The 11852-nt window shown below is 61.1% G+C and carries 12 protein-coding genes; 8 read left to right on the forward strand and 4 right to left on the reverse strand.

Going from position 1 to position 11852, the window contains the following annotated elements; translation table 11 throughout:
- Positions 1 to 356 precede the first annotated feature (356 nt).
- From WAO69_RS08705 to WAO69_RS08720, 4 genes are all read right to left on the reverse strand, one after another.
- A complete protein-coding gene (locus tag WAO69_RS08705; RefSeq protein ID WP_422178090.1) occupies positions 357 to 1271 on the reverse strand; it encodes an HNH endonuclease in 915 nt (304 codons plus the stop codon).
- A gap of 22 nt (positions 1272 to 1293) precedes the next feature.
- The gene (gene parE / locus WAO69_RS08710) at positions 1294 to 3249 is read right to left on the reverse strand and encodes a DNA topoisomerase IV subunit B (protein WP_422178092.1); all 1956 of its coding nucleotides are present in this window, start codon (positions 3247 to 3249) and stop codon (positions 1294 to 1296) included.
- A gap of 85 nt (positions 3250 to 3334) precedes the next feature.
- The gene (locus WAO69_RS08715) at positions 3335 to 3991 is read right to left on the reverse strand and encodes a hypothetical protein (protein ID WP_422178094.1); all 657 of its coding nucleotides are present in this window, start codon (positions 3989 to 3991) and stop codon (positions 3335 to 3337) included.
- A 125-nt stretch (positions 3992 to 4116) separates the two neighbouring features.
- A complete protein-coding gene (locus tag WAO69_RS08720; RefSeq protein WP_422178096.1) occupies positions 4117 to 4998 on the reverse strand; it encodes an alpha/beta fold hydrolase in 882 nt (293 codons plus the stop codon).
- Between the two features lie 112 nt (positions 4999 to 5110).
- Here WAO69_RS08720 and ppk2 point away from each other — a divergent pair, with 112 nt between their 5' ends.
- The 8 genes from ppk2 to WAO69_RS08760 all read left to right on the forward strand — a co-directional run bounded on the left by ppk2 (position 5111) and on the right by WAO69_RS08760 (position 11814).
- On the forward strand, positions 5111 to 6004 hold the full coding sequence (gene ppk2, locus WAO69_RS08725) for a polyphosphate kinase 2 (RefSeq protein WP_422178098.1): 894 nt from the start codon (positions 5111 to 5113) through the stop codon (positions 6002 to 6004).
- Between the two features lie 96 nt (positions 6005 to 6100).
- Positions 6101 to 6703: a DUF1007 family protein gene (locus WAO69_RS08730; protein WP_422178100.1), complete on the forward strand. Its 603-nt coding sequence runs from the start codon at positions 6101 to 6103 to the stop codon at positions 6701 to 6703.
- Positions 6691 to 7656: a nickel/cobalt transporter gene (locus WAO69_RS08735; protein ID WP_422178102.1), complete on the forward strand. Its 966-nt coding sequence runs from the start codon at positions 6691 to 6693 to the stop codon at positions 7654 to 7656. The genes WAO69_RS08730 and WAO69_RS08735 overlap by 13 nt, the downstream gene beginning before the upstream one ends.
- Before the next feature lie 39 nt (positions 7657 to 7695).
- The gene (locus WAO69_RS08740) at positions 7696 to 9093 is read left to right on the forward strand and encodes an MATE family efflux transporter (RefSeq protein ID WP_422178104.1); all 1398 of its coding nucleotides are present in this window, start codon (positions 7696 to 7698) and stop codon (positions 9091 to 9093) included.
- 104 nt (positions 9094 to 9197) lie between these two features.
- Positions 9198 to 10370: a tyrosine-type recombinase/integrase gene (locus tag WAO69_RS08745; RefSeq protein ID WP_422178106.1), complete on the forward strand. Its 1173-nt coding sequence runs from the start codon at positions 9198 to 9200 to the stop codon at positions 10368 to 10370.
- Complete coding sequence (locus WAO69_RS08750; protein WP_422178108.1) at positions 10367 to 10810, forward strand: hypothetical protein; 444 nt, start codon at positions 10367 to 10369, stop codon at positions 10808 to 10810. Before WAO69_RS08745 ends, WAO69_RS08750 begins: the two co-directional genes overlap by 4 nt.
- A gap of 75 nt (positions 10811 to 10885) precedes the next feature.
- Entirely contained in the window at positions 10886 to 11215 is a 330-nt protein-coding gene (locus tag WAO69_RS08755) for a helix-turn-helix transcriptional regulator (RefSeq protein ID WP_422178110.1), read from the forward strand.
- 194 nt (positions 11216 to 11409) lie between these two features.
- Positions 11410 to 11814: a DUF6011 domain-containing protein gene (locus WAO69_RS08760; RefSeq protein WP_422178112.1), complete on the forward strand. Its 405-nt coding sequence runs from the start codon at positions 11410 to 11412 to the stop codon at positions 11812 to 11814.
- The last annotated feature ends 38 nt before the right edge of the window (positions 11815 to 11852 follow it).

Genomic DNA, 11852 nt, shown 5'->3' on the forward strand with positions numbered 1-11852 from the left:
CCTGATCTGTCCTGGCTGCGCGGACTGCGCATCCGGGTCGTGCTCAGGGGGGTCAGGGTTGCCTGATGGGATCAGGGCGATGAACCCTTAGAGGCAGCGCGGTCGGCGCGGTGACGGGCCGGTGCTGCAGGGATGAAGATATGTGTTCGGGTGGGGAGCGGCAAGGGGGTGGTGTTTGGGTGCGGCGCTTGCCCCTGTTGCCTGATGCCTTGGCATCAGGCACGCGCTCGACCCGCCCCCGTTTTGCCGAAGGCAAACCTTTGGTTTGACGGAGGGCGCGTTCCTCGCCCGCCCTCGGGTCGGGCGCGAGGGGGTGGATGGTGAGGGTGGAGAAATGGTGCGTGCGAGCACGCACCCTACGGGGGATCGATCTCCGGCAGGTGCTTTGGGTTTTCCGGCAACGCGATGCGTTTTCCGTCTAGGCACAGATACTCACTTGATTCAGGAAAGAGTTCGCGAAATCGCTCAGTGAGTCTGACGCGGTATTCAGGTGTGATCTCCAAAAGCCCATTGTCATAAAGCGAATGAATGTCTGAACGAAGAAGTAGTCCGTTCGCTACGCGATTATCTGGTTTATCGGAGTATTTCCTTATGTGCGCCGCTTGAAGTGCGGCTGGAACAGTGGTTCCTGTGACTGCGCACCTGCCTTGATATGCCGAGAAAACAGCAATTCGAAACGCGCCTTGGCCCAATCTGATTTTCTGGTTCTTGGTGAATGAGTACCCTGCCTGCGGATTATCGTTAAAGCAGCCGAAGGTTCGCGCGTCTTCCTTGAGGAAGCTCTTTGCCTTCATATGTCGCTGAAAAAATTTGAGAAGATCGGCTCCCGCATCCGAGTCTGAGGAATACGACTTGCCAGTCACAATGTTGGGCGACCAATCACTCGGCACGTCGATCCAATCTTCCTCTGCAAGAAAAACGTGATTCGTGATTATATTGAAAGTGATAAGGGTTTGCCGATCAACGATCTTGCTATCTCTATACTTTCTTACTCTTGAGATAAACTCTTCTAGGGTTTCTAGCCCATTGGAAACTCCCAAGTCGTCCCAAGCTTGACCAATGGTTATCTGTCCTGTGCTTGCAAAGATACCGAAGCCACCAATCTTATTTATTGGTGCCTTCCTGCGAAAGAAGAAGATACCACCCTCGCTAAGTGCTTTGAAAGGCGATTTGGAAGGCCTCCAGAAGTTAACTTCCTCCAGAGAGGGACGCGCCTTGCAGAAATCGAACCAATCATGATCCGTGTTTCCGATATAAAGATCCTTCGCCACAATTCACCTCGCTACAGGTAAGTCAAACATCCAACTCCTCCACGAACCTCGCATTCTCCTGGATATACTGGAAACGCAATTCCGGTTTCTTGCCCATCAGCTGGTCCACGAGGATATCGGTCTCGCCGGGTTCGTCCTCGTCTATGGTGACGCGGATCAGTTTGCGGGATTTGGGATCCATGGTGGTTTCTTTCAGATCCTTGGCATCCATCTCGCCCAGACCCTTGAATCGGGACACGTCGATCTTGCCCTTGCCGCCAAGGCCTTTTTCCATCCAGACATCGCGTTCGGCCTCATCCAGGCAGTAGACGCGCTTGGCACCCTGGGTCAGCCGATAGAGCGGCGGGCAGGCCAGGTAGAGATGTCCGCTGTCGATCATCGGGCGCATCTGGGTGAAGAAGAACGTCATCAAGAGCGCCGCGATATGTGCTCCGTCCACATCGGCGTCGGTCATGATGATGACCTTGTCATAGCGCAGATCGTCGATGTTGAACCGCGTGCCAAGGCCGACGCCAAGGGCCTGGGTCAGATCCGAGATCTCGGTGTTGGAGCCCAGTTTGGAACTGGCCGCCCCCAGAACGTTCAGGATCTTGCCGCGCAGGGGCAGCAGGGCCTGGGTCTTGCGGTCGCGCGCCATCTTGGCCGATCCGCCCGCGCTGTCGCCTTCGACGATGAACAATTCGGTGCCGTCGCGGTGGTTTTGCGAGCAATCCACCAGCTTGCCGGGCAGGCGCAGTTTCTTGGTGGCGGTCTTGCGCTGGGTTTCCTTTTCCTGCCGGCGGCGCAGGCGTTCTTCGGCGCGCAGCACCAGGAAATCGAGGATGGCACCAGCGGATTTCGTATCGCTTGCCAGCCAGTTGTCAAAGTGATCGCGCACCGAGTTTTCCACCATGCGATGGGCGTCCACCGTGGCAAGGCGGTCCTTGGTCTGGCCGACGAATTCCGGCTCGCGGATAAAGCAGCTGACCAGCGCGCAGCCCCCGGTGATCAGGTCTTCGCGGGTGATCTGGGCGGCTTTCTTGTTGCTGACCAGTTCGCCATAGGCGCGGATGCCCTTGAGGATGGCAGACCAGAACCCGGCCTCGTGGGTGCCGCCTTCGGGGGTGGGCACGGTGTTGCAATAGGACTGGATGAAGCCATCGCGTGACGGCGTCCAGTTGATCGCCCATTCGACCTTGCCGGGATTGCCGAATTTTTCCTTGAAGTCGACGGTGCCGGCAAAGGGGCGGTCGGCGTATGTCGAGGCGGTGCCGAGGCTTTCGGTGAGGTAATCCGACAGGCCGCCGGGAAAGTGGAAGCTGGCCTCGAGCGGGGTTTCGCCATCGTCGATGGCCGATTTCCAGCGGATTTCCACGCCCGAGAACAGATAGGCCTTGGAGCGGATGGATTTGAACAGGCGGGCCGGTTTGAAGCGGTGGACCCCAAAGATTTCGGCATCGGCATGGAAGGTGACCGTGGTGCCGCGCCGGTTCTGGGTTTGCCCGACCTTTTCGATCGGCCCCAGCGGGATGCCGCGTGAAAAGCGTTGTTCATAGACGATCTTGTCGCGCGCGACCTGCACCACCATGGAATCACTCAGCGCATTGACCACCGATGCGCCCACACCGTGCAGACCGCCGGATGTCTCATAGGCCTTGCCCGAGAATTTGCCGCCCGCATGCAGCGTGCACAGGATCACCTCAAGCGCGGATTTGTCCGGGAACTTGGGATGCGGATCGACCGGGATGCCGCGCCCGTTGTCGCGGATGGTGACGGAATAGTCCTCGAGCAGTTCCACCTCGATCCGGTTGGCGTGGCCCGCGACGGCCTCGTCCATGGAGTTGTCCAGAACTTCGGCCACCAGATGGTGGAGCGCGCGCTCATCCGTGCCGCCGATATACATGCCGGGGCGTTTGCGCACGGGTTCCAGCCCTTCGAGCACCTCGATGGAGGAGGCGTCATAGGCGGGGGAATTTCCGGTCAGGAGATCGTTGGCCATGTGCTGCTCTGCTTTTTGTTGATTGGCAGCCATTATGGCAGGGAGGCGGGCCGGGGGGAAGCGTGTTGCGCAGGGTCCGGTGCGTTCACAGGGGCCATTTTTGCGGCAATTTGCCGGCTGCCTGATATTCGTCCACGGCCGCGCGGTAATGTTTCATCGCGTGATTGGGGCCGAAGATCGATCTGCGGGGTCGGCATTTCTCGACGCGGCCCAGATGGTGGAATGATCCGGGCAGGTTGCAGACCGGGTCGTCGACGCGGGTGATGCACAGGCAAAAGCCGTCGTTTACCACCGGGCCGCGGGCCTTGCGCGGGCGGGGGGCGGCGAAACCGATGCCGGCGATGGCCCAGCTTTTGGTGAGGATCTGGGTGGCGGTGGCCCCGAGGGAATGGCCGATGATGTAGCTGGGTTTGCGCTCCAGCGCTTCGATCCAGTCATAGATCTCCTTGGCGTGACGCAAAAAGCCCTGATGCCAGATCGTGCCGGATGCGCCTTTTTCGGTGGTGGTGTCGCTCATGGTGTATCGTTTGCCACCGAAGGTCAGGACGCGCAGGTTGAAGCGGACGTAATCCATCAGCGCATTCGAGCCGGGGATCAGTAACACGCCGTTGTCCAGCAGATGCGCCTGTACATCGTTGCGATCAAGGCTGTGGGCGATATGGGGCGCTACCGAGCCATGTGTGGTTGCGCTATAGGAGGCCAGCGCCAGTTGCGCGGCGGTCTTGAGCGGATAGCGGTGCATTCAGAACACTCCCAACAAGGCGATAATCAGGGCCAGGGTGCAAATGGCCAGAGGAAAACGGGGCATGGTGGAAAAACCTTTCGATCCATTCCCCGATCATGGCTGACGCAAGGTCAGTTGATAAGTCAGGTATTCCTCACCCAGTCCTTCATGATCGCGGCCATTTCGCGGGGTTTCTGATGTGCCAGCCAGTGATCCGCGCCCGGCAGGATCACCCGCGTCAGACGCGGGGCGAAAGCTTCGAGCCCTTCGGTGGCCTCGAGCAGCACGGCCGTGTCGTTTTCACCCCAGATCAGCAGGTGGGGATGGGGCACCTGCAAACGCTCCAGAGGGAACTCGGGCAGGTCGGTGCGGGGCTTGCCCGGCTCGGCCACGATCAGCGGAGAGGCGCGATACCAGTGCAGCATGGTTTTCAGCCGCCCCGGGCGCGCCCATTCGCGGCGGTAGGCCTCAAGCGTGTCGCCGGCCAGCCAGCTCATGTCCATATGGGCGGCAAACAGGTCCTGGAGCTTGGCAAAGCCATCGCGGGACAAGGCATCCTGCGACCCTTCGGCGCGCAGCCATGTCATGTAGGTCGATGCGGCGGATTGTGCGCCACCTGCCGCCAGCGCGCGCTGGAACGGCACCGGGTGCACGCCATTTGCGATGATCAGCCGATCCACCAGAGCGCCGTGCCACATCGACAGCCCATAGGCGACCGCAGCGCCCCAGTCATGGCCCAGCACCAGCACCGGGCCACGATCGAGCCCCGTGATCAGATCGACCATGTCGCGCGTCAGCGACGAGGTTGTATAGGCGGCCACATCATCCGGGCCGCCGGTCTGGCCATAGCCGCGCTGATCCGGGGCGATGCAGTAAAAGCTGTCAGCGAGTTCACGGGCCAGCGCATCCCATGCGCCGCCATATTCCGGAAAGCCGTGCAGCATCAGCAGGACCGGAGCGCTTTCCTGTCCCCAGTGGCGGGCAAAGACCGGCCCGTTTCCTGTGTCATGCCAGTGTTCTGTCATGCACGCACCGTGATCCGTGGCACCGCGCAAGGCAAGACCCAAGCTTTGATCCGGATCAAGGTTTCCCGGGGCAAAGCATGTCAGACTTGTACCGATCAGCAAGGAGACCCAGATGAGCGCCGCCAAAGATGTCACCATTGTCAAACCCGTCCCGGATCAGCCCAAAGCCCCGAGTCCGGAGGATGTGCGCCGGGCCTTCGAGAGCGGTCGCTATCCCTATGCGCGCAAGATGGGGCGGCGCCAATACGAGGCGGAAAAGGCCCAGTTGCAGGCCGAATTGCTGAAGGTGCAGCTTTGGGCTCAGGAGAGCGGCGAGAAATTCGTTCTGCTGTTCGAAGGGCGGGATGCGGCCGGCAAGGGGGGGACGATCAAGCGGTTCACCGAACATCTCAATCCGCGCACCGCGCGTGTCGTGGCCTTGAACAAACCCACCGACCAGGAGCGCGGACAGTGGTATTTCCAGCGCTATGTCGAGCATCTGCCGACTGCCGGCGAAATCGTGCTGTATGACCGCAGCTGGTACAACCGGGCGGGTGTCGAGCGGGTGATGTCCTTTTGCGAGCCGCAGGAGTACCTGGAGTTCATGCGCCAGACCCCGGATTTCGAAAGGATGCTGACGCGCTCGGGTATCCGGCTTTACAAATATTGGTTCTCGGTCAGTCAGGCCGAACAGAAGCGCCGCTTTGCCGCGCGCGCAACCGATCCTCTGAAACAGTGGAAACTGTCGCCTGTGGACAAGGCCAGCCTTGATAAATGGGAAGATTACACCGAAGCCAAGGAAGCGATGTTCTTTTATACCGACACTGCGGATGCGCCCTGGACCGTGGTGAAATCCAACGACAAGAAACGCGCGCGGCTGAACTGCATGCGTCATTTCCTGTCGACACTGGAGTATCCGGACAAGAATATCGAGCTGATTGGCGCGCCCGACCCCTTGATCGTGGGGCAGGCGCATCATGTGATCCGGCATGCCAGCCAGGTTCATAACGTATCTTTGCGCGGCTAGGCGAACTGGGCTCTTGTCGGAGGGGAGTTGTCTTTCTACATCTGTCCTATGTGGGCGCGCGCGAAAAATCCTCTGAAAGCGGGGCTGTTCGGTTTGATGCTGTCACCGGCTGCGGTGGCGGCGCATCCGCATATCTTCATCGACACGGGTCTGACCATTGTTCTGAACGATCAGGGCGAGGTGACGGGTGTCGAGGTCGTCTGGGCCTATGACGCGCTTTATTCCATGCTCACCTTCGAAGATATGGGTCTGGACAACGATTATGATGGCCGTCTGGACGAGGCCGAGCTGGGCTTTCTGAACGGGTTCGACATGAACTGGGTCGAAGGCTATGAGGGCGATCTGTTCCTTGAGGCCGCCGGGGATCGGATCGCGCTTGGTCCGCCCGAACCGCGCGGGCTGATCGTGGAGGAGGCGCGTATCGTCACGACCCATTTCCGCCCCGTGGTTGCACCGGTCAGCGCGGATGGTCTGATCGTGCGGGCCTATGATCCGACCTTTTACACCGCCTATGACCTGACGCGCGGGGTGCGCGCCGAGGGGGCCTGCGCGGTGCAGGTGACGCCGGCCGATCTGGATGCGGCCTATACGCTGGTCGAAGAGATGCTTTACGCCATGCCCTCCGCCGATCTGGAGGACGCCTTTCCCGAAGTGGGCGAGGCCTTCGCCGATACGGTTGTCGTTCGATGCACAGGCTGATCTGGCTTGCCGCACTTGGGGTCGTCGCTCTGGCGATCTGGCTTTGGGGTATGGGCGGTTCTGATCAGGTGGCCCGTCTGGCCGCATCGGGTCAGCGCGAGGCGCAGACGGCGATGGCGGGCGCGCTGCGCGCGCTGCGCGCCGGAGAGCCGGGCGCGATTGCGACCCTGCTGGGCATTTGTTTTGCCTATGGGTTCTTTCATGCGGCGGGACCGGGGCATGGCAAGCTGGTAATTGGCGGCTATGGCATGGCGCAGCGTGTGCCGCTGGTGCGCCTGTCGGTTCTGGCGCTGGCATCCTCGGTGGCGCAGGCATTGACGGCGGTGATGCTGGTCTACGCAGCGCTCTGGGTGCTGAACTGGGGGCGCCAACAAATGGTGGGGGCCGCCGAAGAGGTTCTGGCCCCATTGTCTTTCGGGCTGATCGCAGCGGTCGGGGCCTGGCTGGCCTTTCGCGGCATGCGCCGGTTCTGGCAGGTGAGCTGGGCCATGGATCACGGGCATGAGCACGGGCATTCAAACGCGCATGACCATGACCATGACCATCATCATGATCATCATCATTCACACGGTCATGGGGCGGATGGCGTCTGTTCCAGCTGTGGGCACAAGCATGGTCCGACTCTGGAAGAGGCGGCTTCGGTGCGGTCATTGCGCGATGCACTTGTGGTGGTGGGAGCGGTGGCGGTGCGGCCCTGCACCGGTGCGATCTTCGTGCTGATCCTGACCTGGCAGATGGGTATTCCCATGGCCGGTATTGCCGGGGCCCTGGCCATGGCGCTGGGCACGGCCTGTATCACGGTGGGCGTTGCCCTGGCGGCTGTCTCGTTGCGCGAAAGCGCGTTGATGCGCCTGCAGGGGGTGGCGGCTTTGCGGGCGACCGCGGCTCTGGAGTTGCTGGTCGGTCTGGTGATTGCCGTGGTGGCGATGCAATTGGCGATTTCGCTGATCTGACCTCTTGCGAGGGGTCTGCAATGGTCCTAGGGCTTTGGGATGCAAAGCTCATCCCTGACATATGGCGGACATGTCCGTGCGTTGCTGGTGCTGGGCATGCCGTTGATCGGCGGTCATCTGGCGCAGTTTGCCATCGGGCTGACCGATACGATCATGCTGGGCTGGTACGGGGTCGAGGCGCTGGCGGCGGTGACGCTGGCGGGCACCTATTTCTTCGTGCTGTTCCTCATGGGCTCGGGCTTTGCCTGGGCGGTGATGTCCATGGTCGCCGCGTTCGAGGCGGAGGGCGATCTGACCAGCGTGCGGCGCGCCACACGCATGGGGCTTTGGCTGTCGATGATCTTTGCGGTGGCGGCCATGCCGCTGTTGTGGTGGTCCGAGCCGATCCTGTTGTTTCTGGGCCAGCAGGACAGTGTGGCTGCGGATGCGGCCGAGTATCTGCGGGTCGCCGGATGGGGCATTTTCCCGGCCCTTGTGATGATGGTGCTGAAGTCCTACCTGGCGGCGCTGTCGCGCACGCAGGTGGTGTTGTGGATGACGATCCTTGCGGCGCTGGCCAATCTGGTGGTGAATTATGCGCTGATCTTCGGCAATTGGGGCGCGCCGGAACTGGGGCTGCGCGGGGCGGCGATTGCGTCGGTCATCACCCAGACCGTCGCGATGGGTGGCATGTTGATCTATGCGCTGGTGGTGCTGCCGGAACACGCGCTGCTGCAACGGCTCTGGCGGCCGGATTGGGAGATGTTCGCGCGGGTCTTCGCGCTGGGCCTGCCCATCGGTCTGACCATGCTGAGCGAGGTGTCTCTGTTTGCGGCCTCGGCGCTGATGATGGGCTGGCTGGGGACGATCCCGCTGGCTGCGCATGGGGTGGCCGTGCAACTGGCAAGCGCGACGTTCATGCTGCATCTGGGGCTGGCCAACGCCGCCACGATCCGCACGAGCCAATCCTTTGCGCGGCGCAATCGCGAGCAGTTGTCGCGCGGGGCGAAGGCGGCGATCGGTCTGTCGCTGATCGCGGCCCTGATCACGGTGGCGGTGTTCCTGAGCATTCCCGAAACCCTGATCTCGGCCTTTCTGGAACGTGACGATCCGGCGCGGATCGAGATCATCGCCATCGGCGTCGGCCTGCTGGCCATGGGGGCGTTGTTCCAGCTTGTCGATGGCGCGCAGGTCATCGCTCTGGGTCTGCTGCGCGGGATGCAGGACACGAAGCGGCCCATGGTGATCGCCGCGCTGAGCTATTGGGCGGTGGGTATCCCGGCAAGCTATGTTCTGGGCTTTCCGATGGGGTTGGGGGGGATCGGGGTCTGGCTGGGCCTGGTGCTGGGTCTGGCCTGCGCGGGCGTTTTCCTGATGTGGCGCTTCTGGCGGACGTGCCTGGTGCGCATTCCTCTGCCTGTGGAGGGCAGAATCACGGTAATGAATACAACGGCTTAACTTTCTTAGTGTGCTGTTTTCATTGCAGTTACTTGCATGAGCTTCCAGTAAGTTCTAGATAGCTATAGACGCTATTCTAGACATAAACTGGACACAAAGCCCGAATGCCACGCCAAATCGCCGACCAACCGATCCGCACGAAGACTCAACGCGCCAAGCTGAAACCTCGCCGCAAACCCTACTACCGGCGGCTCTCCGATAGCATGGCAATCGGTTACAGGCGGTTGAATACTCCCCCAGGTACATGGGTCGTTCGTCGCCGTGATGCCGATGGTTCTTACAGCGAAGCGAAACTGTCTGGCGTCAGTCCCGATGACGTCGTCGATGCCAATGGGATCGACATCCTGTCGTTCGATCAGGCCTGCACCCGCGCCCGTGAAGTGCTGGCCCCGTCGCCCGACGAGATCACGCTTGAAAAGGCGGCAGAGGATTGGGCCGAGGCCAAGATCGCCGACACGGATAACCGCACCCGTCAGCAAAACTTTCGAAACGAGTGGAAGCGGCTCGCAGGCAAGTTCCCTGCTGACCAGCCCGTATCTACGATCACGGCAAAGCAAGTCCAGGCGTTCCGTGACGGTTACCTGATCAAGGGAGCGGATCCAGACACGCAGCGTAAACGCCGCGCAACTGCGAACAAGGCACTGGCGACACTCAAAGCAATCCTGAACCGTGCCTGCGACACCCACAGTCTCGACATCACCCGCCCGTGGGCGACGGTGCAGAAGTTCAAGAAGGCGGAATCGTTTAGCAAGCGGATCATCGTTCTGGATGCCGCGCAGCGCCGCGCCTTACTTGATGCCTGCACATCACCCGCACTGCGTGATCTCGTTCTGGCGGGCATGACTACCGGCTGCCGTTATGGTGAACTGATCTCGGCCCGTGTGCGCGATCTGGAAGGCCGCAAGCTGGCCGTAACGGGCAAGACAGGCACCCGCACCCTGACCCTGTCACCTGCCGCCAGCGGCCATCTGAGCGGCCTTGTGGACGGTGCCAACGACCCTGACAGGTTTATACTGCTACGCGACGACGGCACCCCGTGGAAGGACGGGGATCAACTTGGTGTCTTTGCCACAGCGATAAAGCGGGCAGGCCTACCCACTGATGCGACATTCTATTGCTTGCGACACAGTTACATCACGGCCCACCTGACCGCCGGGGTGCCTGTAACCGCACTGGCCCAGCAATGCGGCACCAGCACCGGGATGATCGAACAGACCTATGCACACTTCCTTGGTGCGGATCTCGAACGCTGGTTCTCGCTGGAGGTAGGCGGATGAACATTGATGATATCCTGAAGGCGGCCCGCGCCCGCAAGCGGGAGACGCTGGACGGCACGGCCCCCCTCGATCCCATTGGGGCCCGCATCGTCATCGACGAGGCCTGCAAGGGCAACCCGCGCCTGCGCGCGGCGATCGATCTGCTGCTGAATGATCGGCAGGCCCTGATCGAAGAATATCAGGTCCGCGGTAAGGAATACTTCGATCAGGATCGGACGAGCAAAGGGAACAGGGAACGATGGGCCGACAAGCCGAACATGAAAGACCTTGTTTCGCGCATCGCGGTTGATGCGCTCAGCAGGCGCTCAAAGCCTTTCGAAAGCGTCATGCAGTGCGCAAGGGAGATCCTGGACGAGGTCAACACGCACCTCGATGTGCCCACAACGGCGAACGCCGTGCGCGCCTACATCCCGAAAAAAGTGACTGGCGAAGCGAAATAGCTGCAAGCTCGTAACGAGCCTGCACGGGCTGGGTGCTAGACCTGATTCAAGTTAACGAATCAGGAGCATCAACCGATGAAAGACGAAGTTAAGGATCCGCCCACCGCCGCCAGCCAAGGCATCGCCTTCGCAGGCAGCTACGGCGATGCCTGGCCCATCGCGGGCGCGAAGAACCTCGCGGAACTCGCAATGCAGATCGCAAACAGAATTGAGCGGCTTGGCCATGATCGCACGGCTGCACCGATCAACGTGCTGGTCGAAGAGATCGATCTGCCGCTGTCTACTTTCTACTCTCTCGAGGCAGACGGCAAAGGCCCAAGGACGTTCAAACTAGGCAGGCGGAAGTACTGCCTGCTGACTGATTGGCAGGCCTGGCTACAGCTACGCGCCACCGCCGAAGACTAACCCATCACCCAACCAGCACCGGAACCGAAACACCCGCTTTGGCGGTCCGGTCGAGGTGCGCTCATCATCCACGGAGGATTACCGGATGAAAACCATGACACCCTACGGAACCCACGGCGCGCACGGCGTGAATGACGAAGGACGCCATTTTGCCTGGGGCATGACCTTCGAGGACCGGGAAACGGAGGGGGGCGATGTCTAATCGCGGCAAGCGCTGGTATTGGGTGTGGGCACCCGAGCAGGCAGATGGTCGGTTCCATGACGTTGGGATCGACAAAGACGGCAGTCTCTACAATCCGAACGGATATCCGGAAGGCGAAGTGCGCGCGGCCATTGCAGAGGCAGAGCAGCGCCGGAAGGAGAAGCGCTCGAGAGCGGCCAAGAAGGCCGCTGAGACGCGCCGCAAGCGCCGTGAGGCCCAGGTGTACGAGGTGGCCAAGGCAATCCTCGGCGGCCGCCAGCTCCTTCCCAGCATGAATTGCCGGCTCTGCGGCCGTGGGATGTCCGACGAAGAGTCCCGTGCGAGAGCGATTGGGCCCGAGTGCTGGCAAGGCGTGCTGGAGGAGGTCGAGCGTTTGCGGCAAGGCGGTGCGGCATGAGCAAACCAGCATTCAAGAACTTCGACATCACGAAGACC

The organism is Aestuariivita sp. (assembly GCF_049276915.1).
GTDB lineage: Bacteria > Pseudomonadota > Alphaproteobacteria > Rhodobacterales > Rhodobacteraceae > Aestuariivita.

What these genes read in the sequence shown, in the direction of transcription:
- parE (WP_422178092.1), bottom strand. Translation starts at nt 3,249, where the DNA reads ATGGCCAACGATCTCCTGACCGGAAATTCCCCCGCCTATGACGCCTCC.
- WAO69_RS08715 (WP_422178094.1), bottom strand. Translation starts at nt 3,991, where the DNA reads ATGCACCGCTATCCGCTCAAGACCGCCGCGCAACTGGCGCTGGCCTCC.
- WAO69_RS08720 (WP_422178096.1), bottom strand. Translation starts at nt 4,998, where the DNA reads ATGACAGAACACTGGCATGACACAGGAAACGGGCCGGTCTTTGCCCGC.
- ppk2 (WP_422178098.1), top strand. Translation starts at nt 5,111, where the DNA reads ATGAGCGCCGCCAAAGATGTCACCATTGTCAAACCCGTCCCGGATCAG.
- WAO69_RS08730 (WP_422178100.1), top strand. Translation starts at nt 6,101, where the DNA reads ATGCTGTCACCGGCTGCGGTGGCGGCGCATCCGCATATCTTCATCGAC.
- WAO69_RS08735 (WP_422178102.1), top strand. Translation starts at nt 6,691, where the DNA reads ATGCACAGGCTGATCTGGCTTGCCGCACTTGGGGTCGTCGCTCTGGCG.
- WAO69_RS08740 (WP_422178104.1), top strand. Translation starts at nt 7,696, where the DNA reads ATGCAAAGCTCATCCCTGACATATGGCGGACATGTCCGTGCGTTGCTG.
- WAO69_RS08745 (WP_422178106.1), top strand. Translation starts at nt 9,198, where the DNA reads ATGCCACGCCAAATCGCCGACCAACCGATCCGCACGAAGACTCAACGC.
- WAO69_RS08750 (WP_422178108.1), top strand. Translation starts at nt 10,367, where the DNA reads ATGAACATTGATGATATCCTGAAGGCGGCCCGCGCCCGCAAGCGGGAG.
- WAO69_RS08755 (WP_422178110.1), top strand. Translation starts at nt 10,886, where the DNA reads ATGAAAGACGAAGTTAAGGATCCGCCCACCGCCGCCAGCCAAGGCATC.
- WAO69_RS08760 (WP_422178112.1), top strand. Translation starts at nt 11,410, where the DNA reads ATGTCTAATCGCGGCAAGCGCTGGTATTGGGTGTGGGCACCCGAGCAG.